Consider the following 22173-nt stretch of genomic DNA (forward strand, 5'->3'; position numbering starts at 1 on the left):
AAATGACGCTCAATTAAACAAGCGCCACCCAATCACAAACAAACATCAACCAGACACTTCCTCCAACGAAAGTCCTTTAGTCTCAGTTCCCATCACAATCACAACCAACGCTGCGATAGCGAACGAAATCGCGCCCAGTGTGAACACGCCAGTATGACCAGTGAACGGCAAGATCACGCCAACTGCGAACGGTCCAAGCAGCGAACCAAGACGACCAACAGATGAAGCGAAACCTGAGCCGGTTGCACGTGAACGTGTCGGGTACAGTTCCGGTGTGTACGCATACAACACCGACCACATACCGAACAGGAAGAACTGCATGCACAAACCAGCTCCGATCAACTGTGCCACTGGTGCTTGTGCTGTCGCAACCTGACCATACACATAAGCCGCACTCGCACTACCTAACAACATCAATACGCAGGTCGGTTTGCGTCCCCATTTTTCCAGCAACCAGGCCGAGAAAATAAAACCAGGAATACCCGCCAGCGAAATGTAGACCGTATACATCACCGACTTGGTGACTGCGTAACCGGCTTGCTGCAGCAGTGCGCCCAACCATGTGGTCAAACCGTAGTAACCGAGCAAGGCAAAGAACCACAATGCCCACAGCATGATCGTACGTTTGGCATATACGCCGTGCCACAACTCGGCAAACAAGGCACGCTTGTCTTCTTTTTTGGCTGGCTTATCAACTGGTGGTGCAGCTGCTGGCAAAGGTTTGCCGCCATTGGCCTTGATCACGTGCTTTTCGATATTGGTGGTGACCGCATCTGCTTCTGCATCGCGACCGACTTCTTCCAACCAGCGTGGTGATTCAGGCACGTAACGACGCACAATGAAAACAAACACGGCAGGAATCGACAAGGCGATGAAGATACCGCGCCAGCCAATCAAAGGCAGAGTCAGGTAAGCAAGGATACCGGCAGCGATAAAGCCGAGCGGCCAGAAGCCTTCCAGAATCGCGACATATTTACCACGGCTCTTGGCCGGAACAATCTCCGACACCATGGACAAACCGATAGGGAATTCCATACCCATGCCGAAGCCGAGGAGAACACGGAAAACCATCAACCATGTGACATCTGTAGCGAAACCACAGGCCAGACTGCCAACGCCCCAAAAAACCATACTCCATTGGAACACCGGCTTGCGGCCGAATTTATCTGCCAGCATGCCGGCCGTTGCAGCGCCGAGGAACATGCCGAGAAAACTCGAACTAGCCAGCAAACCAGCTTGCGTTGTGCTCAAGCCGAATTCAGCTTTGATCGAACCCAGCACGAAGGTCATGATCCCCAGATCCATCGAATCGAAGAACCAGGCAGTCGCAATAATTGCGAACAGCGAGCGCTGGTAACGGGTCATAGGCAACCGCTCAAGGCGGGCTGCTACGTTGGCACGGAGTCGAACTCCGGTGTAAGCATCCATATCTGTCTCCTGTTGAACCGCGGCTGGCGGTTCTGTTTTGATTTTCTAGTTTCTTTGCAATCTAACGCACTGATATATTATATGAATTTCAGTAGCATGCAATAGATTTTTTAGATTGCGATTCCCAGCTCAATCGCCCAACTTGCCGTGCCAGGCACGCTTGACGATGTCGCCATAAGTCGCAGGAACATCTGCCACCGGAAAGGCCTTTGCCAAACGTGTGACGGCCAGTGCATCGACTGTCAAGGCAGGCAATTGCTCTTGCGCAATGCCAAATGCTTCCAGCGTGGTCGGAATGCCAAGTTGCGCGACCAGATCACGTATCAACACCGGCAACTGACGTACTGCACTCGCTTCATCGCTGGTAGTTATGCCGAACAAGCGGGCGATTTCCAGCAATTCGGTATGTCGTACCGGGCGCAAGGCATCCAGTACATAAGGCAACATCACCGCATTGGTGCTGCCGTGGGATTGATGTGTCAAACCAGCGACGGCATAAGCGATGCCATGCACCGCATTCAAGCCTGCACCGCCATAAGACAAGGCTGCGTAGTGGCTCGCATAAGCCATGCCTATGCGCGCGTCGGTATCGCTGCCATTGTTGTAAGTACGCATCAGATATTGCGCGCACAGCTTGATCGCTTCATGCGCGAACATCATCGTCAGCGACGAACGGCCGCTGTATCCAGGATCTGGATGACCGCCACGATCAAACTCGGATGAATCCAGCGTCAGATAAGATTCCAGCGCATGCGTCAATGCATCAACACCGGAATCGGCGGTCACGCGTGGTGGGCAAGTGTAGGTAAATTCAGGATCGATCAGCGCAATCACCGGACGCAAGACGTTGTCCATCACCGCGACTTTGGTGGCATTGGTCGGATCGATCAGGATCGCGCCTGGCGTTGCTTCCGAACCAGTGCCGGCAGTGGTTGGCAAGGCGATCATAGGCAAGGCTTGCGGTGCATTCGGCAAAGCACCGATGAAGTTGCTGACGGGGCGACCATCGGGAATCGTCAGGCACAGTGCTTTTGCCAAATCGATATTGCTGCCACCGCCTAAAGCGATGACGTGATCCGGACGGATATCGCCGAGTTCTGCGCGGATGATCTTCGTCGCCTCATCGCATAAAGTGGTCGTCGGGTCTGGCTTGCCGCCATCGTAGACAACCGTGAATATCCCGAGTGCAGATGCGGCTTCCACATACTCGCGCACCCAAGGTGTTTTCTCACTGAAGAAGGTGTCGGTAATCAATACACCGGAGCGATACCCCAAACGTGCCAGCAGCGGTGCCAATTGCGCGCGGCTGCCGCAACCGAATACCAGACGTGCTGGCGGACAAAAGTGAATCAGGTCATTGCTTCTCATGGGAACTCCGAAGGGTAGGAATATCAGATAAAAAAGAGCGCATTTCTTCAGCGACGCGCACCGTGTTTTGCGTGAGGATGCTGTGCATGGCATCGTCTATCGTGCTCAGTCGTGCTTGTGGCAAACCGCGTTTTAATAACTGCGCATGGGTCCAGGGCGAATCCTCGTCGGCACGGCCATGCACGATCAATGTCGGTATATCTATCGTAGGCAACAGCGCACGCTGATCGGTTGGCCCTATGCTTTGCCAGGTCCACGCCACGGCGTCACGGTCGGCTGCATCGCGCAAGCCGAGCCGCACTTCACGCGCAGCAATCTCTTCCAGTAGCGCTTCATGTTCTGTTTCATGAAACCAGCGCGTTTGCTGCAATACCGGGCTGCCCGACATCAAAACCAAGGCCTGCGGCAACTGCGCACCGTCTCTTTGCAATAAAGCCATCGTCGCCAGCGCCACAGAGACGCCCATGCTCCAACCGGCCAAAACAAATTGCGGCGTATGAACATGACGTGCAATCACTTCACCCACCTCGCCGGCGAATTGCTCCAGCGTATAGTCGGCACTGCTATTGCCGCGAAATGCGTTGGCGCGACCGCGCAGATTCGGCAAGACCCAGCGCACTTCATCGTGCAAGGCTGCCGTCAGCGGCTGCCAGCTGGCACGCGTACCCTGAATCCCGTGCACGGCCACTATCGTAGTGCCGGCATCTCCGCGACAAATCACATCCATGTCATCGATTTGTTGCATTCCGCCTCCATTGAAATAACTGATACAACCCATATATGAGATGAATTACAGTATGCAAAACATCTTTTTAAAACCATAATTACGTGCATATAGCAGTCATCTACATACGTATCTTGCTTCTGAACTGACCGTACAAACTCAATCGGACCCCATGACAGCTACCAAAAAAGTGCCGCGCAAATCCAGCGCCACAAAAGCACCGAGACAGGCGAAAACGCCCAATTCTCAAAGCACCATGCAAGACATGGCTGAACCCAAGCTCAAGCTGACTGATATCGCTTACGAACAAATCGAAGAAGCGATCATCACCTTGCGCATTCCGCCTGGATCAGTGATTTCCGAACTGACCTTGAGCGAGATGCTGAATATCGGTCGCACCCCAATTCGTGAAGCAATCCAGCGCCTGGCACGTGAGCACTTATTGCTGGTGTTGCCACAACGCGGCTTGCTGGTTCCAGAAATCGATCTCCGCAAACAACTCAAACTGCTGGAAACACGTCGTGAAGTAGAGCGCCTGATCTGCAAGAGCGCTGCACGTCGCGCATTGCCTGAAGAGCGTGAGCGCTTTGCTCGTTTGCATGATGAATTCATGCATGCCTCCGCTACCGACGATGACGTTTCCTTCATGCGCTCCGATCGGGAATTCAATGAATTGTCCTTAGTCGCAGCGCGCAATGAATTTGCCGAAGGTGCGATGCGCTTGATGCATGGTCTGTCCCGTCGCTTCTGGTACTTCCACTACAAGCAAGCTGCCGACTTGCCTGAAATGGCGCGCTTGCATGCAGCAGTCGCAGGAGCCATAGCCAAAGGTGACGTGAATGCAGCCGGCGAGAATCTCGACCTGCTGCTGGATAACATCGAAACCTTCACCAAAGCTACATTGATGTCGGATATGTGATGACAAAAGAACGCCGGGCATGCCCGGCGTTCTTGCATCAAATCACGAGACCGCGATCGATGGTTGCTTCTTCTTCCTTGGTCAACTGCGGGCCGTCCAGCGTTACGCGAGAATCGTCGTAACGGAAGCGCTTGATAATCGGCTTGAGATCTTCCTTGATGTGCTTTTCGCTATAGCCGTTGAACAGATGGCCGAGCAAACCGCGATCCAGATCTGTCGTACCCATCGCCCAGTCAGCAATCGGGAAGGTCAGGTTCATGTTGTACTTCATCATGATCCCTTGATTGTGATGCGCTGTATGGTGACGACGGATCGTGTTGATGAACGGGATGTTGCGTACAAACCAGTTCTCATGCACGTGGCAGCAATAGTGGAATGTTTCGTAGATCAAGTACTGCGCAACCATCGTCATGAACAGGATGTAGCCTGCATTCGTATTGATGATGATTGATGCCAGATAACCCAGAGTCAAACCACCAACACCCAAGGTAATCAAGACGCGCCACGGGAAAAACACTATGCGGAATTCACGTGTTGTATCGATCGTCGCTTCATTGTCAGTGAAGTACTGATGATGCTGACGGGTGTGTCGGTCGTAGATTGCACGCAGTGCATAGACATCGATTTTGCGATGCATGACAAAGCGATGCATGGCCCATTCGACAAAATTACCGGCCAAAAATACCGGAATGACGATCAGCCATTCCCAGCCTGAATTCTGCAATTGCGTCAGGCAATACCAAATTGCGGCTATACCGGTCGCGTACATCACGCCGATATGTAATAAACCGTTGTAAAGCGGGCTGATGTCGGCCTTGTATTGTTCGCGGAATTTCCGCTGGCGTTCACTCATCATGATAAATCTCCAGAAGTAGATGAATTATTCTTATTGTGTATGACTGATATATTAGTTATATCCGAAGACGCTGTCAAGCATCTGTTTCGATTCTGTTGGCGCGCGCTGTTTTACCTGCTAATGTGCAAAGCGTAGTCAATATGCAAATAAGAAACATGGAGACGGCATCACACAGCGCGGCCGCATGGCGACCCGCACCACGTCATCCGGCAATATCCGAACGCAATACTTGCAGTAGAGAAACCACCCTCTTTCATCTCGAATGTCACTGGAGAATTGCCCATGCTTGAACTGATCTCAGATCCGCAAATCTGGATGGCCTTCATTACCTTGACCGCACTGGAGCTAGTGCTGGGCATAGACAACATCATTTTTATTTCCATCCTGGTCGACAAGCTTCCCGTCGAACGACGAGAATTCGCGCGCAAGCTGGGCTTGTTCATCGCCATGTTCATGCGCATAGGCTTGCTGATGGTATTGGCCTGGATAGTTGGCCTGACAGCACCACTATTTACCGTGATGAATCAGGAAATCTCGGGGCGAGACTTGATACTGATAGGCGGTGGCTTATTCCTGATCTGGAAAAGTACGGGTGAAATCCATCAATCGCTGGAAGGCGAAGAGGGCCACACGTCGAGCACGGTCAAGGCAACCTTCACTGCCGTGATCCTGCAGATCATGGTGGTCGATATGGTGTTTTCACTGGACTCGATCATCACGGCAGTCGGCATGGTTGAGCAGATCGAAGTGATGGTGGCGGCAGTGATTTCTTCCGTTGCCTTGATGATGTTGTTTGCCGGGCCTATTGGTCGCTTCGTCTCGCGTCATCCATCGATCAAGATTTTGGCGCTGGCATTCCTGGTCGCTATCGGTATCGTGCTGATTGCTGAAGGATTCGATCAACACATTCCTAAAGCCTATATCTACAGCGCGATGGCATTTGCACTGGTGGTGGAATTGATCAACATCCGCATGCGTTCACGCGCCAAGCCCGTGCATCTGCATGCGCCGTATGCATCCGACGAAGCAGCAGCGGACAAATAAAAAAACGGCGCGATAAAGAAATTCTTTATCGCGCCGTTTTTTATTGAATAGCTTTCCGATCAGGTAGTTTTCCGCATTGCCAGTATCGCTTCATGATCGGTCATGAAGATATGCTCCTGACCCAAGGCCTTGATCCAGCCCGCATTATCCAGCACATCCCATACCTGTTTCTTGATGGCAGACACATACAAGGTGATGCCTTGACTGTGCAAAGTCACATGCAAGGATTCCAGCGTATCAACACCGCTGGCATCGATATCATTGACCGAACCTACACATAACAAGACGCTACGGATATCGTGATCCGCGCTGCAACGCGCGACGACAAAGCGTTCCAAGGCTGCACCAGTCAGGAAGTTGAGCGCCGCATCGATACGCACTGCCAGCACGCCTGGTGCCAGTCGTGGTAATTCGAAGCGCAAACTGTCGCGTAAAGTACCATCTTCATGTTCACTGACTTCGATAATGCGCGGCTGCATGTGACGATACAGATAAGAAACCATTGTCAGCGTAATACCGGCGACCACGCCCCAATGCAAACGTGGCATCGCAATAATCGTCACGACAAAGGTCACAATCGCAATCGCCGCATCATCGCGTGAGATCACAAACAAACGCTTGAATGCAGAAAAATCGAACAGTCCGAATACCGGCACGATAATCATCGCCGCCAATACCGCACGCGGCAGGTAATACAGCAGATCCGCCAAAAACAGCAAACTGAACAACACGCACAAGGCACTGAACAAGGTCGACCATGCACTAGTCGCACCCGCATACAGATTCAGCGCCGAACGCGAAAAGGAACCGCTGACCGGGAAGGCACCGCTGAAGCCGCTCGCCATTTTCGCCAAACCTTGACCAATCAATTCCTGATTTTCATCCCAACGCTCACGCCGCTTGCGCGCCAACACACGGCAACTCGACATCGCTTCGGTAAAACTGATCAAGGCCAGCACCAAGGCCGCCGACCACAAATCGCGATGCTGGTCGAATGAGATCGCTGACGGCAAAAGGAGTGGTGGCAAACCCTTGTCGATATCGCCGACTATCTCCGCACCAGTCGCGCCATAGCCAACCGCCCAGCTCAAGATCGTGCCGAGTATCGTCACCAGCAAGATCCCAGGGAAACGCGGAAAGAAACGCTTGCTCGCGATCAGCAAAATCAAGGTGCCTATGCCGAATGCACTCGTCATCAGCATGATGGAAGGCGCAGCGATCACGCGCGTGACGACATCTCCTATATTCGCCACAAACAAATCAGGCACACCAATCAAGGCCGGTAATTGCGACATCATGATGATGATGGCCGCCGCATTGATAAAGCCGATGATGACCGGTTGCGATACCAGATTCGCCAAACCGCCGAGCCGGAATGCCCCCAACAAGAATTGAATCCCGCCGGTATAAATCGACAACCAGATCGCCAGCGTCACCCACTGCATACTCGCTGGCGCCGCCATAGGTGAAAGCGAACCGAACACCAGCAAGCTGGTCAACGCTGCCGGGCCAACTGCCAGCAAGGCCGACGATCCCCACAAGATACCAATCACGCTCGGAATCAAGGCCGCATACAAACCCGTCGCAGCCGGCATCCCGGCCAAGGTCGCATACGCGACCGCTTGCGGAATCAAGACCAGACCAACGCTGATACCTGCCCACGCATCGTTTTTCAACGACGCCACAGTCGGCCGCGGCCAGTTCAGAAAAGGGAAAAACCGTTTGATGTCGAAACCAGAATTCATATTGGGGAAATACTGTTCAGAAATACTGCTTGATTAAATTGACTCAGCCCACTGCAGCTTGCCGCTGTGCAACGCTGTTGCTCATGGCCTACTCGTTTTACCGCGACTATGAGCACGCGTACAATAAGCCGATGGATATCACACTGCCAGAGCTGGAAGAAGCGATCAACTATTGGCGCAACTTGCGTCCCTCGCTAGGTGAGGAACGCGCGCTATCGCCGGAAGTCAACGAACTGGCAAAGCTGTACGCGCTCATGATCTTCCACCAACAAAAATCCATTTCCTACACATCCTTGGATCAGGCTTGCCGGCAATTGATAGATGCCTGGCGCAAACAAACTGCCTGAAATCAACTTACCGCCATGTGCTGCGCTTGACGTTGCAGCAAGGCTTTCTCCGTCTTGCGCGCCGCCTGTGCCTTCAGCTTGGTATTGGCCTGCCCGGCGTAATCGCTACGCAACACATCCCCAGCCTCTTCTTCATCCATGCCTTCCGTCACCAGCCATTGCGCAACCAGCACTGCCAGACGCTCCAAGGCAATCCGGTTGGTCGCATCGGTAGTGGCATACAACCAGTTCGACAAACGCATGAAATTGGCGAATGGCGAATCTGATGCAGACGCGTGCAGTATCAACGGCAAGGTATGTGCAAAACGTCCCGAGTTGGCGATCAAATCCCAGTAGCGGGCAAAGCGCACCAACTGCTGCATCGCATTGAAGTCGATACGGTCCGTTGCCAGGATCGTGTACGGTGGATGCGGATCGAACACTAGGCCATAGGTTGCGGTATGGCGAATAATCGGCGTGCCGCGCAAGCGCTTCAGGATGCCAAATTGAATTTCATGCGGCTTCAATTCCAGCAGGCGATCAAAGCCTTGAGCGAAGCTGGCGATATCTTCACCCGGCAAGCCTGCAATCAAATCGACGTGCAAATGCGCATGCGAGTTCTCGCACAACCAGCGGATATTCTCTGCCGCTTTTTCATTATTCTGTTTGCGGCTGACCAAAGTCTGCACATCGGGATTAAAACTCTGGATGCCAATTTCAAACTGCAACGTACCGGCCGGGAATTTCTTGATGCCTTCTTTCAAGGCATCCGGCAAATGATCGGGCACGACTTCAAAGTGGGCATAGACCGGATCGTCGGGATGCGCTTCCAGCTTGTCGAGGAAAAACTGCATGATCTTCAAGCTGGATTTGATATTCAGATTGAAAGTACGATCGACGAATTTGAACAAGCGTGCGCCACGCGCATGCAGCGATTCCAGCTCGCCCAGAAATTTATCCAGATCGAAAGGCCACGCGGTCTTGTCCAGTGCTGACAAACAGAATTCACATTTGAACGGGCAACCGCGCGACGCCTCTACATACAGCGTGCGGTTCTTGATGTCGTCGTCGGTATATAAGTCATACGGCATGTTCAACTCAGCCAATGGCGGTTGCACACCGGCATGTATCTTCATCAATGGCTTTGGACCGTGCAAGATCTGTTTGCACAATTGCGGGAAGGTGACATCGCCCCAACCGGTGATCAGATAGTCCGCCAGTTGCACAATGCTCTGCTCGGATGACTCATACGACACTTCCGGCCCACCGAGCACGATCACAACTTCCGGCGCGACGCGTTTGAGCAGGGCGACCAGCTTGGTGGTTTCTTCCACATTCCAGATATAGACGCCGAAGCCGATGATGCGTGGCTTGTTCTGCAATAGCTTTTCCGCCATATCGGTCGTGCGCGCGCCGATGACGAATTCCTGCAATTGCGTGACGTCCTGCAAGTCGCCCATGTTTGCCTGTAGGCAGCGCAAACCCAGCGATGCATGCGTGTAACGGGCGTTGAGTGTGGAAAGCAGTATGGTCATGAGGCGGCAGTAACAACGAAACGGCCATTTTACGCCGCTATATCCGAAACCAGAGCGGATTTGGCACAACTGACAACATGCGCTCTTATAATGATCCGACTTGCACGCACATAGCGGGCAGGCAACACACGATACTCACCGCGCTCCATGATCAGATTCCCATACCTTGCCGGCTTGCTCCTCTGCTTTCCCTTGCTCCTTGCCAGCACTGCCCATGCAGAGGCACGCATCACCGAAATCGACACCACCGCTTGCAATGCGATGCGCAGCAATGGCGTATTACAGAAAGATGCGCCGGTCAGTTGTGCGCAACTGCGCATCGTGCATTTTTCCTATCTGGACTTCGACGACAAGTTGCGTAACGATGGCGAGATCATGGTGATGGCGGCCGTTGCCGAACACGTGCAAGCCATCTTCGATACGCTGCTGAAACGCAAATTTGCCATCGCCGGTGCACGCTTGATGGATCACTATCACGGTGACGATCTGGCGGCCATGCGCGACAACAACACCTCCGCCTTCAACGATAGACGCATCACCAACGGCAACGCACCATCGCTGCATGCCTACGGTCTGGCCATCGATATCAATCCGGTTCAAAACCCATATCTGCAATTTGAAGCAGACGGTAAGGCTATTTACAGTCCGACTAGCGGCAGCAAGTATGCCAATCGTCTACCTATCCGACCGGGCAAACCCGCGCGCAAAGGAATGGCGGAAGAAGTAGTTGATGTCTTTGCCGAACATGGCTTCTTGATCTGGGGCGGCAATTGGGATGCGCCTATTGATTATCAGCATTTTCAAGTCAGTCGCCCTATGGCAGAACGTCTGGCGGCCTTGCCTGTCGCGCAGGCACGTACCGTTTTCAACGCCTATGTCGAGCGCTACCGTTCCTGCGTGCTCACCCGCAAGGAGCAGAATCGCATCGCAGTAAAAGCGACTTGTGCAACTTCTGTCGAACGCGGTAGTCCTTAATAGGATCTATCTACAGCTAAGACTTGACGAAGCAGCAGGGTGAGTGTGTACTCTCATCCAAACCCGGCATTCAAGAACATATACATTTTCGGAGACTTTATTCATGCTCATCAATTGCGTCGCCTATCAGGACGGCAATAAATTATCCGACATTCCCATTGAGGAAATCAGTGACTATCTGCAACGTCCGGATTGCTTCGTCTGGGTTGCGCTGAAAGATGCAGAACCGGCTGAACTTGAACAGATGAAGGAAGAATTCAATCTGCATGAACTCGCGGTGGAAGATGCGCGCAATGGTCATCAACGTCCGAAGATAGAAGAATATGGCGATTCGCTTTTTACCGTGGTCAAGACCGCGGAAATGGTCGACGGCGAATTACAAATAGGCGAGATCGATATTTTCACCGGCAAGAATTATGTCTTGTCAGTACGCAATCGCAGCAATCAGGGTTTTCTCGGTGTGCGCGCACGTTGCGAGCAAGAACCGGAACAATTGCGCAAAGGCTCGGCCTTCGTGCTGTATGCCTTGATGGATGCGGTAGTGGATCGCTACTTCCCGGTGGTGGAAAGTCTGGAAAGCGAACTGGAAAAGATTGAAGACAAGATTTTCGAAAAAGGTCTGGCACGTCTGAACATCGAACGACTATACGATTTGAAGCGACAAGTCGTGATGCTCAAGCATGTGGTTGCGCCACTGATGGAAGCGGTCGGAAAATTGTCTGGTGGACGTGTACCTGTGTTGTGTGAAAGCACACGCGATTACTTTCGCGATGTCGGCGATCATTTGTATCGCATCAATGCACTGACCGATGCGATCCGCGAAACCGCCGCCACCGCGATTCAAGTTAACTTGTCGATGGTGACGATTGAAGAAAGTGAAGTGAATAAACGTCTGGCCGCATGGGCTGCGATTTTTGCGGTGGCTACCGCCTTCTTCGGCCTGTGGGGCATGAACTTCAAGTTCATGCCGGAACTGGATTGGAAGTACGGCTACCCCATCTCGGTGCTGCTAGTCGTCTGCGTCTGCAGCTATCTGTATTACCGCTTCAAAAAATCCGGCTGGTTATAGCAAGTCCAAACCGCGCGACAACGAAGACCAAGCTTTACTTCGTTGTGCCGCGCGCAATACCTTCCAACATACTGAGCGCGACGGCTTCAGCAACACGTATGCCGTCGATTGCTGCCGACATAATGCCACCGGCATAACCAGCTCCTTCACCGGCTGGAAATAATCCGCGCGTATTCAAACTCTGCAAATCGTCGTCATTGCGCTTGATGCGTATAGGTGATGAAGTGCGTGTTTCCACACCGGTCAACACCGCATCCGCCATCGAGAAACCCTTGATCTGTTTATCGAAGGCAGGCAAGGCTTCACGTATCGCTTCAATCGCGTAAGTCGGCAGCGATGGATTCAAGTCACCCAATTTCACACCCGGTTTGTACGAAGGTATGACGGAGCCCAATTTCGTCGATGGACGATTTGCGATGAAGTCACCCACCAATTGTCCCGGCGCATCGTAATTACCGCCGCCCAATTCAAACGCACGTGATTCCCACTCGCGCTGGAATTCCATCCCGGCCAAAGCGTGACCAGGATAATCTGCTGGCGTGATACCAACCACAATGCCAGCATTCGCATTACGCTCATTGCGCGAATACTGACTCATGCCGTTAGTAACAACGCGTCCCGGCTCTGATGTCGCCGCAACCACCGTACCACCTGGGCACATGCAGAAGCTGTAGACCGAGCGACCGTTCTTGGCGTGATGCACCAGTTTGTAATCGGCCGCACCGAGAATATCGTTACCTGCATTCGAACCGAAGCGGCAACGATCTATCAGCGATTGTGGATGCTCGATACGGAAGCCAATCGAAAACGGTTTAGGTTCGATATAGATGCCGCGTGTATGCAACATCTGGAAAGTATCGCGTGCGCTATGGCCGATTGCGAGTACTGCATGATCGGTCGCTATGTGCGAGCCGTCCGACAATTTCAAACCGCGTACATGGCCGTTTTCAATTTCAATGTCATCGACCTTGCTCTCGAAACGGAATTCGCCGCCCAGCTCTTCAATTGACGCGCGCATCAATTCCACCATCTTCACCAGACGGAAAGTACCGATGTGCGGCTTGCTGACGTACATGATTTCTTCCGGCGCATCGGCTTTGACGAATTCCATCAATACCTTGCGGCCGTAATGCTTGGGATCTTTAACCTGACTCCACAACTTGCCATCTGAGAACGTACCCGCACCGCCTTCACCGAATTGCACATTCGATTCCGGATGCAGCTCGCGCTTGCGCCACAGACCGAAGGTATCTTTGGTGCGTTCGCGCACGGCTTTGCCGCGTTCGAGAATGATAGGTTTGAAACCCATCTGCGCCAGTATCAATCCCGCAAAAATACCGCAAGGGCCGGTACCAATCACCACCGGACGCATCGTCAAACCCGCCGGCGCTTTTGCCACGAAGTGATAACTGGTATCCGGTGTCGTGTTTACATGGCGATTGCCAGCCAAACGCTTGTGCGTCTGTGCTTCATTTTTGACTTCCACATCCAGCGTGTAGACAAGTGTGATCGCACTTTTTTTGCGCGCGTCATAGCCACGACGAAATATCGTATAGCTAATCAAATCATCTGCAGCAATACCCAAGCGCGCCACAATCGCGGCGGCGAGATCTTCTTCTTGATGGTTGAGTGGGAGTTGAACGTCGGTCAATCGCAACATACTTATTTCCAGCCAGGCCCTGTAAAAAACTGTGCTGCCGCCAGGGTCGTGTCGGTCGGCAGCGCGCTATTTTACTCCAGTCGTTTTTAATCAAAGAATAAGACCGCATATCGAGCAATCCAACACACGGGTATGCAAAAGCAGGATTTAACAATATTTTTCGATTAAACAGACATGTCAGACGTGTAAAACATGTGAAATCTGCTCTTGTGGCACGCGAACTTTCCGCTATGGGAAACCGGCTTTTTTACCCATGCAAGACATACATCTTCCCCATACGACTAAATCGTAACCGCCGTTGACTCGTGGAAACTATTTGTTTAAGGTGAATCAGCGCAAGGCCACAGCCTTACAGGGGCCTTACAGCAACCGCAACTATCCGTTAAAAATAGACGTTCTCAGAACGCATAACAGAGACTGCAAGGAGGTGCACATGACCGCAAACAGCACACAATCCGTCACCGATGCAATGTCGGGCGAATCGCTGGAATTTTTATCTTTCACGCTGGGTAACGAAGAGTACGGCGTTTCCATACAAAAAGTGCAGGAACTGCGCGGTTACGATACCGTCACGCGCATCGCAAACGCACCCGACTTCATCAAGGGCGTCGTCAATCTGCGCGGCATCATCGTGCCCATCATCGACATGCGCATCAAGTTCAATCTCGGCTCACCGACTTACGATCAATTTACCGTAGTCGTGATTCTCAATATCGGCGGTCGCGTGGTGGGCATGGTGGTCGATAGCGTATCCGACGTCATTACCTTGACGCCTGAACAAATCAAACCCGCACCGGAAATGGGCGGCGCACTGGCTACCGATTATCTGGTTGGCTTGGGCACCGTCGATCAGCGCATGTTGATCCTGGTCGATATCGACAAGCTGATGTCTAGCAACGAGATGGGTTTGATCGAACAGCACGCGTTGTAAAGCCCCAGTCACGTCCAACCCATCTCTCCGGATGGGTTCGCGCCTGCAGCACTATCATCTGCGACTACCCTGCTCCAACTACAACCTGTTTGTTTGGGATACATATGTTAAAGAATATAACGATCAAATCGCTACTCTTGTTTGCGATGGGCATTCTATCCATCTTGCTGATTGCAACCGGTGCACTGGGCTTGACCTCGCTGGACACCACCAACAAGGCCTTGAAGAGCGTGTATGAAGATCGCACGGTGGCACTGGGAGAATTGAACGTCGTCATCACACTGCTGACCATCAATCAACTCGACTTGGCCGCATCGATTTACGGCGACCCTAATCTGGTCATACCAAAGATGGATGCGATAGAAAAACGCACCAAGGAAATTCACAAGGCATTCGCCGACTACATGCAGACCAAATTGACACCAGCTGAAAAAGAGCTGGCTGACAAATTTTCTGCAAGCCACAAAATTTTTCTCGACAAAGCATTGCTGCCAGCCATTGCAGCATCACGCGGCGGTAATGTCTTGCGCGTGACTGAAATCGTCAACGGCCCGATGGAAGAGCTAGTCAAGCCGGTGCGTGATGATGTGCACGGCTTGATCGACTTTCAATTGCAGGAAGCAAAAAGAGAGTTCGAAGAATCGCAAACACGCTTCACCCTGGTTCGTAATCTCTCGTTCGGATTCATTGCCTTCGGCGTGTTGCTTGCCGCCTTCATGGCCTTCTGGCTGATACGTCTGATCGTGCGTCCGCTGCGCGAAGCAGTGCAGGTTGCCAAGAGCGTTGCCGCCGGCGATCTGACACAACAGATCAAGGTGCAATCATCCAACGAAACCGGGCAGTTGCTGCAAGCGATCAAGGATATGAATGACAGCTTGTCCAAAACCGTCAGCGCAGTACGACATGGTACCGAAACCATCACCACCGCTTCTGGCGAAATCGCTTCCGGCAATGCCGACCTGTCCAGCCGTACAGAATCACAAGCAGGCTCGCTGGAAGAAACCGCCAGCTCGATGGAAGAACTGACTTCGACGGTGCGCCAGAATGCAGACAATGCACTGCAGGCAAATCAACTGGCAGCCTCCGCCTCCGAAGTCGCAGTCAAAGGTGGCCAGGTCGTCAGTGATGTCGTGCAAACGATGGGATCCATCAAGGATAGTTCACGCAAGATCGTCGACATCATCGGTGTCATCGATGGCATCGCTTTCCAGACCAATATCCTGGCCTTGAATGCCGCGGTTGAAGCCGCACGTGCCGGTGAACAAGGTCGCGGCTTTGCAGTAGTCGCTTCCGAAGTACGTAATCTCGCACAACGCTCCGCAGCCGCAGCCAAGGAAATCAAGGCGCTTATCGGCGACTCTGTACACAAGGTCGAAGAAGGCAGCTTGCAAGTTACGCAAGCCGGCAAGACGATGGAAGAAATCGTCAACAGCGTCAAACGCGTGACCGACATCATGAGCGAAATCACCGCCGCCAGTCAGGAACAAACTGCCGGAATAGAACAAGTGAACCAGGCCATTGCGCAAATGGATCAAGTCACGCAACAGAATGCCGCACTGGTAGAACAAGCGGCCGCAGCAGCCACAGCGCTGCAACAAGAAGCCGGTAGTCTGTCGCAAGTCGTGAGCGTATTCAAACTGAATACCGACAGACAAAAAGTAACAACGCATGCCCGCGTCACACCCATCTCTAGTGCTGCCGCTAAAACAAAAAACAAGGCATTGCCTGCACGACACGAGAACAATCCGACATCAACACCCAAGCTGACCATGGCTACGGGCACTGACAACGATTGGAAAGAATTCTAAAGAAGCCCGCCCTACCGTCCCATCACATCTTGCAGTAACGAACACGGTTCTGCGGTTCTGAATTATTAGGAGAGAAAAATGCAGTGGTTTCAACAATTACGCGTAACAGTCAGACTTATTCTTTGTTTTTTAATTGTCGCAGCAGTAGGTGGTGCGATCGGTGCACTTGGTATTTTTCACATGAGCAATATCAATGCATCGACCGAAAGTCTGTACAACAATGAGTTGCACGCACTGAAGGCGGCGCAGGAAGCCAACATCGATCTGATCTACGCCAGCCGTGCTCAGATGACGCTGCTGTCGGCTTCTACCCGTAGTGATCGCAACGCCGGCATCAAGGAATTGACGAGCTCTTTGCAGCATCTTGAAGAGCAACTCGCCAAAGTCAAACCACTGTTTCAAGATACCAAGGAAGGGCAGGAGCTTTATCAGCAATATGAAAGCCTGATGCCACCGTTGAAACAAGGTCTGCTGGATTTCATCGCGCTGATTTCCAAACAGTCTTTGGACAATTCTCAATTCGACGGCAATGTGAGTGAAAACAGCGCGCAATTGCTGAAGAGCTCACGCGGCGTTGAAAAAGTACTGCAAGACATGGTGCGCTACAGTGACCAGCGCGCCAAGGCCAGCGTGGATCAGGTCGGCAACACGTATCAAACATCACGCCTGTTGATCGCCGTACTGGCACTCGCAGGCATTATCGTCAGTGTTGGCTTGGGCATGCTGGTCGCACGTCAATTGGCGCGTCAGTTGGGTGGTGAGCCAGGCTACGCCGCAGCAGTCGTGAGTCGCATTGCCGATGGCGATCTGACGGGCGAAGTGGAAACGCGTTCAGCGCATGCCGGTAGCCTGCTGTATTCCATCAAGCAGATGCAATATCAGTTGACCGAAGTCATCGGCAAGATTAAACAATCGACAGACACGATAGCCACAGCTTCCGGCCAGATCGCCGTCGGCAATCAGGATTTATCTTCACGCACCGAAGAGCAGGCTGGTTCGCTGGAAGAAACTGCCAGTTCGATGGAAGAGCTGACTTCAACCGTCAAACAGAATGCCGATAATGCACGTCAGGCCAACCAACTTGCCGTCTCCGCATCCGAAGTCGCAGTCAAAGGCGGTAGCGTCGTCAGCCAAGTCGTCCATACGATGGGTTCCATCAATGCCTCGTCACGCAAAATCGTCGACATCATCGGCGTGATCGATAGCATCGCATTTCAAACCAACATCCTCGCATTGAACGCAGCGGTCGAAGCTGCACGTGCTGGTGAGCAAGGGCGCGGCTTTGCCGTCGTTGCCAGTGAGGTGCGTAATCTGGCGCAACGCAGCGCCAGTGCCGCCAAAGAGATCAAGATCCTGATCGACGACTCAGTCGGCCAAGTTGATATCGGCAGCAAACTGGTTGATCAAGCTGGCGTGACAATGGGAGAAATCGTCACCTCGATCAAACGCGTGGTCGACATCATGAATGAGATCACTTCTGCCAGTCAGGAACAAAGCGCTGGTATCGAACAAGTGAATCGCGCCATCAGCCAGATGGATGAAATGACACAGCAAAACGCCGCCTTGGTAGAACAGGCTGCCGCCGCTGCGCAAAGCATGCAGGACCAAGCAGTCGAATTGTCCCGCGCCGTCGGCACCTTCCGTCTGAATGAACACGATGTCACATACTCCGCGCCTCGGATACAAGCACCCAGCGCACCGATGCCCGAAATCGAAACCACAAGCAAACCAGTAACGCCACCTGCGGCTACACGCAAAGCACCGAGCCAGCCGCAAAAACCGATTACGGTCGACAAGAACGGTGATGATTGGGAAGAGTTTTAAACAACTAGTTTGATTTCAGCGGATTACTATCCGCTGCACAATCATGTTGCATGCACGTCATCCACAGCCATCCTTAGCAAGGAATATGTGATTTGATTTGCATGCATTTTTTTATGACACGTTGATGTCGTATCTGTCATCTCGCATAACATCGTATCAATTCCGCACTGATTGCCATGCAATACGGCGCAGACAATTGTCGTTCCACGCGTATTGAGTGACAATAGCGCGCGTAGCAAGTGGAACGCTTCTTGCAAACGTTTGTCGAAACCAGGCAAGCCTGAACCAACTCATTCTTTCGCCACCAGATTCAACATGACCAAATCGAGCAAGACACCGTCCGCAGCATCAGACAAACCCGCCTTCATCGTCAGAAACTCACCCATCCACGGTCGCGGCGTTTTCGCCACACGCAAAATACCGGCTGATACCTTGCTGGTGGAATATGAAGGCGAACGCATCAGTGCAAAAAAAGCAGCCAAACGACATGGCGCCGATCCGGCCAATCCGTATCACACGTTTTTCTTCAGTCTGGAAAACGGAAAACTGATCGATGGTGGCGTAGACGGCAGCGATGCACGCTGGATCAATCATGCCTGCGAACCAAATTGTGAAGCACGCGAAGAAGAAGGTCAGGTCTTTATCTATACCTTGCGCGATATCAAGCGTGGTGAAGAATTCAACTACGACTACGGTTTGATCGTTGAAGAACGCCAAACCAAGGAAATCAAAAAAGCTTACGAATGTCGCTGTGGTGCAGAAACCTGCCGCAATACGATGCTGGCACCAAAAGAGAAGAAACGCTCAAAGAAAAAGAAGAAAGACTAATAAAAAACCGGAGCTGAGGCTCCGGTTTTTTTATGGGATCAGGCTGGGCTGAAGAGTTTCAAACCTGCGATGCCAGCAACAATCAGCAAGATGCAGAATATGCGCACGGCAGTGACTGCGTCACCCAGCAATACCATACCCAGGATCACAGTACCGACCGTACCGATGCCGGTCCAGACCGCATACGCAGTTCCTACCGGCAAGGTCTTCATGGCGATACCCAGCAAGGCAACACTCACCACCATCGCAAGCACAGTGCCGACAGTAGGCCATAGCTTGGTAAAGCCCTCGGTGTATTTAAGGCCCATTGCCCAGCCCACTTCGAGCACGCCTGCGATTACGAGAATAAGCCAAGACATAAATAGATCTCCTATAAAGTCGAAGGCCGTCCTCGAATGTTGATGGAGCGGTGGGGTCGTCCCCACTTCCTTGTTCTGCCAGCGAACATGCGAGATGCATGGTGGCGCACATATATAACGCACCATTATAGTGCGAAAATGTGCATTAAGCCAGAGATATGCAAGCTTGTGCCGCGTAAAATCTGCGCACTGACATATTTGCGGCCGGTATGCTGCGGTTTACACAACAGCAAAAAGGGGGTTATGCGAGTAGTTACTCTCTTTTACAGCCCCGTGGATTCAGGAGCAAAAGCAAAAAAGATCATCTTATGCAAATAATCTATATCTGTTATTTGAAAAGGAAATTGGTGCGACGCGGCAATACTTCATATACTTCAGTTGTCTCCTCTATGTCTCCTCCTTTGATATAGATTTAGCCCGCCTCCTGCGCGGGCTTTTTTTTGCCCAGAATTATAGAATTGAGCAGCTACGTTTGGCTACATGCAGCAATTCACTGACATAACTGCTGACATATCAAAATGACCATAACTCATGGTATTCACAATGTGAATGTCCGATATCATAAAAGGAAAGTAGCTTGATAACACGGCCATCCTTATACTTCAGTTGTCTCCTCTATGTCTCCTCCTTTGATATAGATTCAGCCCGCCTCCTGTGCGGGCTTTTTTTTTGCCTAATCGATACAGATACTCATTTTTTCGCTCTTTTTGGCGAGACATGGCAAAAGCAATCAACCGCATGATCATTCACCATGCCGATAGCCTGCATATAGGCGTAAATGATGGTCGATCCCACGAATTTAAAACCGCGCTTGGCCAGATCTTTCGACAAACGATCCGACAATTCTGTCTTTGCCGGTGTTTCCTTCGCGCTAGGCCACGCATTGACTAGTGGCTTGCCGCCTACATACGCCCACAAGTATGGATCCAGCCCACCTACTTCATCGCGCAAACGCAGATAAGCTTGCGCATTGCTAATGGTGGCGGCCACTTTCAGTTTATTGCGCACGATACCTGGGTCGGCTAGCAGCGAGGCAACCTTTTTCGCATCGTAACGCGCTATTTTTTCCGCATCCCACTGATCGAAGGCGGCGCGATAAGTCTCACGCTTGTTGAGTATCGTCGACCAGCTCAACCCTGCTTGCGCACCTTCCAGATTCAGCATTTCAAACAAGCGCGTTTCATCATGGCAAGGCACGCCCCATTCTTCATCGTGATAAGCGAGGTAAAGCGGATTGGCTGGATTGGCCCAACTACAACGAGTAAGTGTCATGTTCGAGAAATAGGATTGGTTGAGTAACGGCGTCAGTGATGCGTCATTATCACCCATGTGCGCTAGTTCATCGTTTTGCACAAGGCTTGTACAAATCCCTGCCTTGATCAAGAATGGCGCCTTCTATGGATGGCACAGCAAATTCTGCCATCCGGCATCCAGACTGGAATTTCATGCGTTTTACACTAGCCTTTCATCCACAGCCAATACATAGCGCACTCACTCTGCGCGCAGGATGGGCATGATGTCGAATCTGCAAACACGTACAGTTGCCGTTATCGGCGGTGGCCCGGCCGGCTTGATGGCGGCAGAAGTTCTGGCCGCCCACGGCATCAGCGTTGATTTGTACGATGCGATGCCATCCGTCGGCCGCAAATTCCTGCTGGCCGGTAAAGGTGGCATGAACCTCACACATACCGAAGCAAGCGAACCTTTCCTGTCGCGCTATGGCGCGCGCGCGCAGCAAATTGCGCCTATGTTGCAAGCCTTCGATCCGGAAGCATTGCGCGCCTGGGTACACGATTTGGGCATTCCTACCTTCGTCGGCAGCTCCGGTCGTGTCTTCCCCACCGATATGAAAGCTGCACCTTTATTACGCGCATGGCTGAAGCGGCTACGTGACTCTGGTGTGCGCTTCCACATGCGGCATCGCTGGCTAGGATGGAGTAATGATCACAGCCTGCGCTTCAATACACCGGATGGAGAACTGACTATCAAACCGGATGCAGTCGTACTCGCTCTTGGCGGCGGCAGTTGGGCAAGACTCGGTTCCGATGGCGCATGGACATCTTTACTGGAACAACAGGGCATAGAAACTGCGCCATTGAAACCGGCCAATTGCGGCTTCGACATGGCATGGAGTGCGCACTTTCAGGAGCGCTTTGCCGGTCAGCCTATCAAGCCTGTCGTTGCAAGCTGCATCGATATTCATGGCGTCACACACCAACGGCAGGGCGAATTCGTCGTGACGGCAAGCGGTGTTGAAGGCAGCTTGATTTATGCACTATCGGCACACTTGCGCGATCAGATTGCCGCACAGGGTGAAACAATACTGACGCTAGACCTCGCTCCAGGTAAAACGCTGGAACGCGTGATGGAGGAAGTTGCACACCCACGCGGCTCGCGTTCCATGGCCAGTCATCTGCAAAGCAAGGTTGGCATCGCCGGTGTGAAAGCAGGGCTGTTGCATGAATGCGTAAGCAAGGCGGATTATGCGCAGCCGCACAAGCTCGCCGCCGCCATCAAGGCTTTACCGCTGCGCTTGATCGCGGCACGCCCTATCGATGAAGCCATCAGCAGCGCAGGCGGCGTCATATTTGAAACCTTGAATGAACAATTAATGGCGCAAGCAATGCCCGGCGTATTTTGTGCGGGCGAAATGCTGGATTGGGAAGCGCCTACCGGCGGCTATCTACTCACAGCCTGTTTTGCCAGCGGGCGCAACGCTGGCCTCGGTGCAGTCGCATGGCTGCAAGCTCAAAAGTAATGCAAAGAAAGAATTG

19 protein-coding genes are annotated in these 22173 nt (G+C 52.3%); 10 read left to right on the forward strand and 9 right to left on the reverse strand.

Annotated elements, in window-relative coordinates; genetic code table 11:
* Positions 1-45: 45 nt before the first annotated feature.
* The 3 genes from AC07N2_RS03375 to AC07N2_RS03385 form a co-directional block, all read right to left on the reverse strand.
* Positions 46-1428, reverse strand: a complete 1383-nt coding sequence (locus AC07N2_RS03375) for an MFS transporter (protein ID WP_494777004.1) — start codon at positions 1426-1428, stop codon at positions 46-48.
* Positions 1429-1557: 129 nt separating this feature from the next.
* Entirely contained in the window at positions 1558-2796 is a 1239-nt protein-coding gene (locus tag AC07N2_RS03380) for an iron-containing alcohol dehydrogenase (RefSeq protein WP_494777005.1), read from the reverse strand.
* Entirely contained in the window at positions 2783-3541 is a 759-nt protein-coding gene (locus AC07N2_RS03385) for an alpha/beta fold hydrolase (protein ID WP_494777006.1), read from the reverse strand. Before AC07N2_RS03385 ends, AC07N2_RS03380 begins: the two co-directional genes overlap by 14 nt.
* A gap of 151 nt (positions 3542-3692) precedes the next feature.
* On the opposite strand from AC07N2_RS03385, the gene AC07N2_RS03390 reads away from it, so the two are divergent.
* On the forward strand, positions 3693-4439 hold the full coding sequence (locus AC07N2_RS03390) for a GntR family transcriptional regulator (protein WP_494777007.1): 747 nt from the start codon (positions 3693-3695) through the stop codon (positions 4437-4439).
* Positions 4440-4476: 37 nt separating this feature from the next.
* On the opposite strand, the gene AC07N2_RS03395 is transcribed toward AC07N2_RS03390, so the two are convergent.
* Entirely contained in the window at positions 4477-5295 is an 819-nt protein-coding gene (locus AC07N2_RS03395) for a sterol desaturase family protein (protein ID WP_494777008.1), read from the reverse strand.
* Positions 5296-5577: 282 nt separating this feature from the next.
* Here AC07N2_RS03395 and AC07N2_RS03400 point away from each other — a divergent pair, with 282 nt between their 5' ends.
* A complete protein-coding gene (locus AC07N2_RS03400; protein WP_494777009.1) occupies positions 5578-6339 on the forward strand; it encodes a TerC family protein in 762 nt (253 codons plus the stop codon).
* Positions 6340-6398: 59 nt separating this feature from the next.
* Here the strand turns inward: AC07N2_RS03400 and AC07N2_RS03405 are convergent, their stop codons facing one another.
* Positions 6399-8084, reverse strand: coding sequence for a SulP family inorganic anion transporter (locus AC07N2_RS03405; RefSeq protein ID WP_494777010.1), 1686 nt, complete (start codon positions 8082-8084; stop codon positions 6399-6401).
* Positions 8085-8113: 29 nt separating this feature from the next.
* Here AC07N2_RS03405 and AC07N2_RS03410 point away from each other — a divergent pair, with 29 nt between their 5' ends.
* Entirely contained in the window at positions 8114-8431 is a 318-nt protein-coding gene (locus tag AC07N2_RS03410) for a DUF3717 domain-containing protein (RefSeq protein ID WP_494777011.1), read from the forward strand.
* 2 nt (positions 8432-8433) lie between these two features.
* Here the strand turns inward: AC07N2_RS03410 and AC07N2_RS03415 are convergent, their stop codons facing one another.
* Positions 8434-9945 carry a B12-binding domain-containing radical SAM protein gene (locus tag AC07N2_RS03415; RefSeq protein ID WP_494777012.1) on the reverse strand — a complete coding sequence of 504 codons (1512 nt, stop codon included), beginning with the start codon at positions 9943-9945 and terminating at the stop codon, positions 8434-8436.
* A gap of 147 nt (positions 9946-10092) precedes the next feature.
* On the opposite strand from AC07N2_RS03415, the gene AC07N2_RS03420 reads away from it, so the two are divergent.
* Positions 10093-10920: a M15 family metallopeptidase gene (locus AC07N2_RS03420; RefSeq protein ID WP_494777013.1), complete on the forward strand. Its 828-nt coding sequence runs from the start codon at positions 10093-10095 to the stop codon at positions 10918-10920.
* A 103-nt stretch (positions 10921-11023) separates the two neighbouring features.
* Entirely contained in the window at positions 11024-11989 is a 966-nt protein-coding gene (gene corA, locus AC07N2_RS03425; protein ID WP_494777014.1) for a magnesium/cobalt transporter CorA, read from the forward strand.
* A gap of 34 nt (positions 11990-12023) precedes the next feature.
* On the opposite strand, the gene AC07N2_RS03430 is transcribed toward corA, so the two are convergent.
* Positions 12024-13649, reverse strand: coding sequence for an NAD(P)/FAD-dependent oxidoreductase (locus AC07N2_RS03430; RefSeq protein WP_494777015.1), 1626 nt, complete (start codon positions 13647-13649; stop codon positions 12024-12026).
* 433 nt (positions 13650-14082) lie between these two features.
* Between AC07N2_RS03430 and AC07N2_RS03435 the strand changes: the two genes are divergently transcribed.
* The 4 genes from AC07N2_RS03435 to AC07N2_RS03450 all read left to right on the forward strand — a co-directional run bounded on the left by AC07N2_RS03435 (position 14083) and on the right by AC07N2_RS03450 (position 19040).
* On the forward strand, positions 14083-14580 hold the full coding sequence (locus AC07N2_RS03435) for a chemotaxis protein CheW (protein ID WP_494777016.1): 498 nt from the start codon (positions 14083-14085) through the stop codon (positions 14578-14580).
* 104 nt (positions 14581-14684) lie between these two features.
* Positions 14685-16388: a methyl-accepting chemotaxis protein gene (locus tag AC07N2_RS03440; RefSeq protein ID WP_494777017.1), complete on the forward strand. Its 1704-nt coding sequence runs from the start codon at positions 14685-14687 to the stop codon at positions 16386-16388.
* Between the two features lie 78 nt (positions 16389-16466).
* On the forward strand, positions 16467-18212 hold the full coding sequence (locus tag AC07N2_RS03445; RefSeq protein WP_494777018.1) for a methyl-accepting chemotaxis protein: 1746 nt from the start codon (positions 16467-16469) through the stop codon (positions 18210-18212).
* A gap of 315 nt (positions 18213-18527) precedes the next feature.
* A complete protein-coding gene (locus tag AC07N2_RS03450; RefSeq protein WP_494777019.1) occupies positions 18528-19040 on the forward strand; it encodes an SET domain-containing protein in 513 nt (170 codons plus the stop codon).
* 38 nt (positions 19041-19078) lie between these two features.
* Here AC07N2_RS03450 and sugE read toward each other — a convergent pair whose 3' ends face one another.
* Entirely contained in the window at positions 19079-19399 is a 321-nt protein-coding gene (gene sugE, locus AC07N2_RS03455) for a quaternary ammonium compound efflux SMR transporter SugE (protein WP_494777020.1), read from the reverse strand.
* A 690-nt stretch (positions 19400-20089) separates the two neighbouring features.
* Positions 20090-20671 (reverse strand): DNA-3-methyladenine glycosylase I, encoded by a 582-nt coding sequence (locus tag AC07N2_RS03460; RefSeq protein ID WP_494777021.1) that lies wholly within the window; start codon positions 20669-20671, stop codon positions 20090-20092.
* A 241-nt stretch (positions 20672-20912) separates the two neighbouring features.
* Between AC07N2_RS03460 and AC07N2_RS03465 the strand changes: the two genes are divergently transcribed.
* Complete coding sequence (locus AC07N2_RS03465) at positions 20913-22157, forward strand: TIGR03862 family flavoprotein (protein WP_494777022.1); 1245 nt, start codon at positions 20913-20915, stop codon at positions 22155-22157.
* Positions 22158-22173 lie beyond the last annotated feature (16 nt).

Source organism: Herminiimonas sp. GW821-FHT09C12 (genome assembly GCF_059416385.1).

Excerpts from the sequence above, each read along its gene's own strand:
- AC07N2_RS03435 (WP_494777016.1), top strand. The coding sequence starts at position 14,083 with ATGACCGCAAACAGCACACAATCCGTCACCGATGCAATGTCGGGCGAA.
- AC07N2_RS03375 (WP_494777004.1), bottom strand. The coding sequence starts at position 1,428 with ATGGATGCTTACACCGGAGTTCGACTCCGTGCCAACGTAGCAGCCCGC.
- AC07N2_RS03395 (WP_494777008.1), bottom strand. The coding sequence starts at position 5,295 with ATGATGAGTGAACGCCAGCGGAAATTCCGCGAACAATACAAGGCCGAC.
- AC07N2_RS03420 (WP_494777013.1), top strand. The coding sequence starts at position 10,093 with ATGATCAGATTCCCATACCTTGCCGGCTTGCTCCTCTGCTTTCCCTTG.
- AC07N2_RS03405 (WP_494777010.1), bottom strand. The coding sequence starts at position 8,084 with ATGAATTCTGGTTTCGACATCAAACGGTTTTTCCCTTTTCTGAACTGG.
- corA (WP_494777014.1), top strand. The coding sequence starts at position 11,024 with ATGCTCATCAATTGCGTCGCCTATCAGGACGGCAATAAATTATCCGAC.
- sugE (WP_494777020.1), bottom strand. The coding sequence starts at position 19,399 with ATGTCTTGGCTTATTCTCGTAATCGCAGGCGTGCTCGAAGTGGGCTGG.
- AC07N2_RS03415 (WP_494777012.1), bottom strand. The coding sequence starts at position 9,945 with ATGACCATACTGCTTTCCACACTCAACGCCCGTTACACGCATGCATCG.
- AC07N2_RS03390 (WP_494777007.1), top strand. The coding sequence starts at position 3,693 with ATGACAGCTACCAAAAAAGTGCCGCGCAAATCCAGCGCCACAAAAGCA.
- AC07N2_RS03450 (WP_494777019.1), top strand. The coding sequence starts at position 18,528 with ATGACCAAATCGAGCAAGACACCGTCCGCAGCATCAGACAAACCCGCC.
- AC07N2_RS03440 (WP_494777017.1), top strand. The coding sequence starts at position 14,685 with ATGTTAAAGAATATAACGATCAAATCGCTACTCTTGTTTGCGATGGGC.
- AC07N2_RS03400 (WP_494777009.1), top strand. The coding sequence starts at position 5,578 with ATGCTTGAACTGATCTCAGATCCGCAAATCTGGATGGCCTTCATTACC.
- AC07N2_RS03430 (WP_494777015.1), bottom strand. The coding sequence starts at position 13,649 with ATGTTGCGATTGACCGACGTTCAACTCCCACTCAACCATCAAGAAGAA.
- AC07N2_RS03465 (WP_494777022.1), top strand. The coding sequence starts at position 20,913 with ATGATGTCGAATCTGCAAACACGTACAGTTGCCGTTATCGGCGGTGGC.
- AC07N2_RS03385 (WP_494777006.1), bottom strand. The coding sequence starts at position 3,541 with ATGCAACAAATCGATGACATGGATGTGATTTGTCGCGGAGATGCCGGC.
- AC07N2_RS03380 (WP_494777005.1), bottom strand. The coding sequence starts at position 2,796 with ATGAGAAGCAATGACCTGATTCACTTTTGTCCGCCAGCACGTCTGGTA.
- AC07N2_RS03445 (WP_494777018.1), top strand. The coding sequence starts at position 16,467 with ATGCAGTGGTTTCAACAATTACGCGTAACAGTCAGACTTATTCTTTGT.
- AC07N2_RS03460 (WP_494777021.1), bottom strand. The coding sequence starts at position 20,671 with ATGACACTTACTCGTTGTAGTTGGGCCAATCCAGCCAATCCGCTTTAC.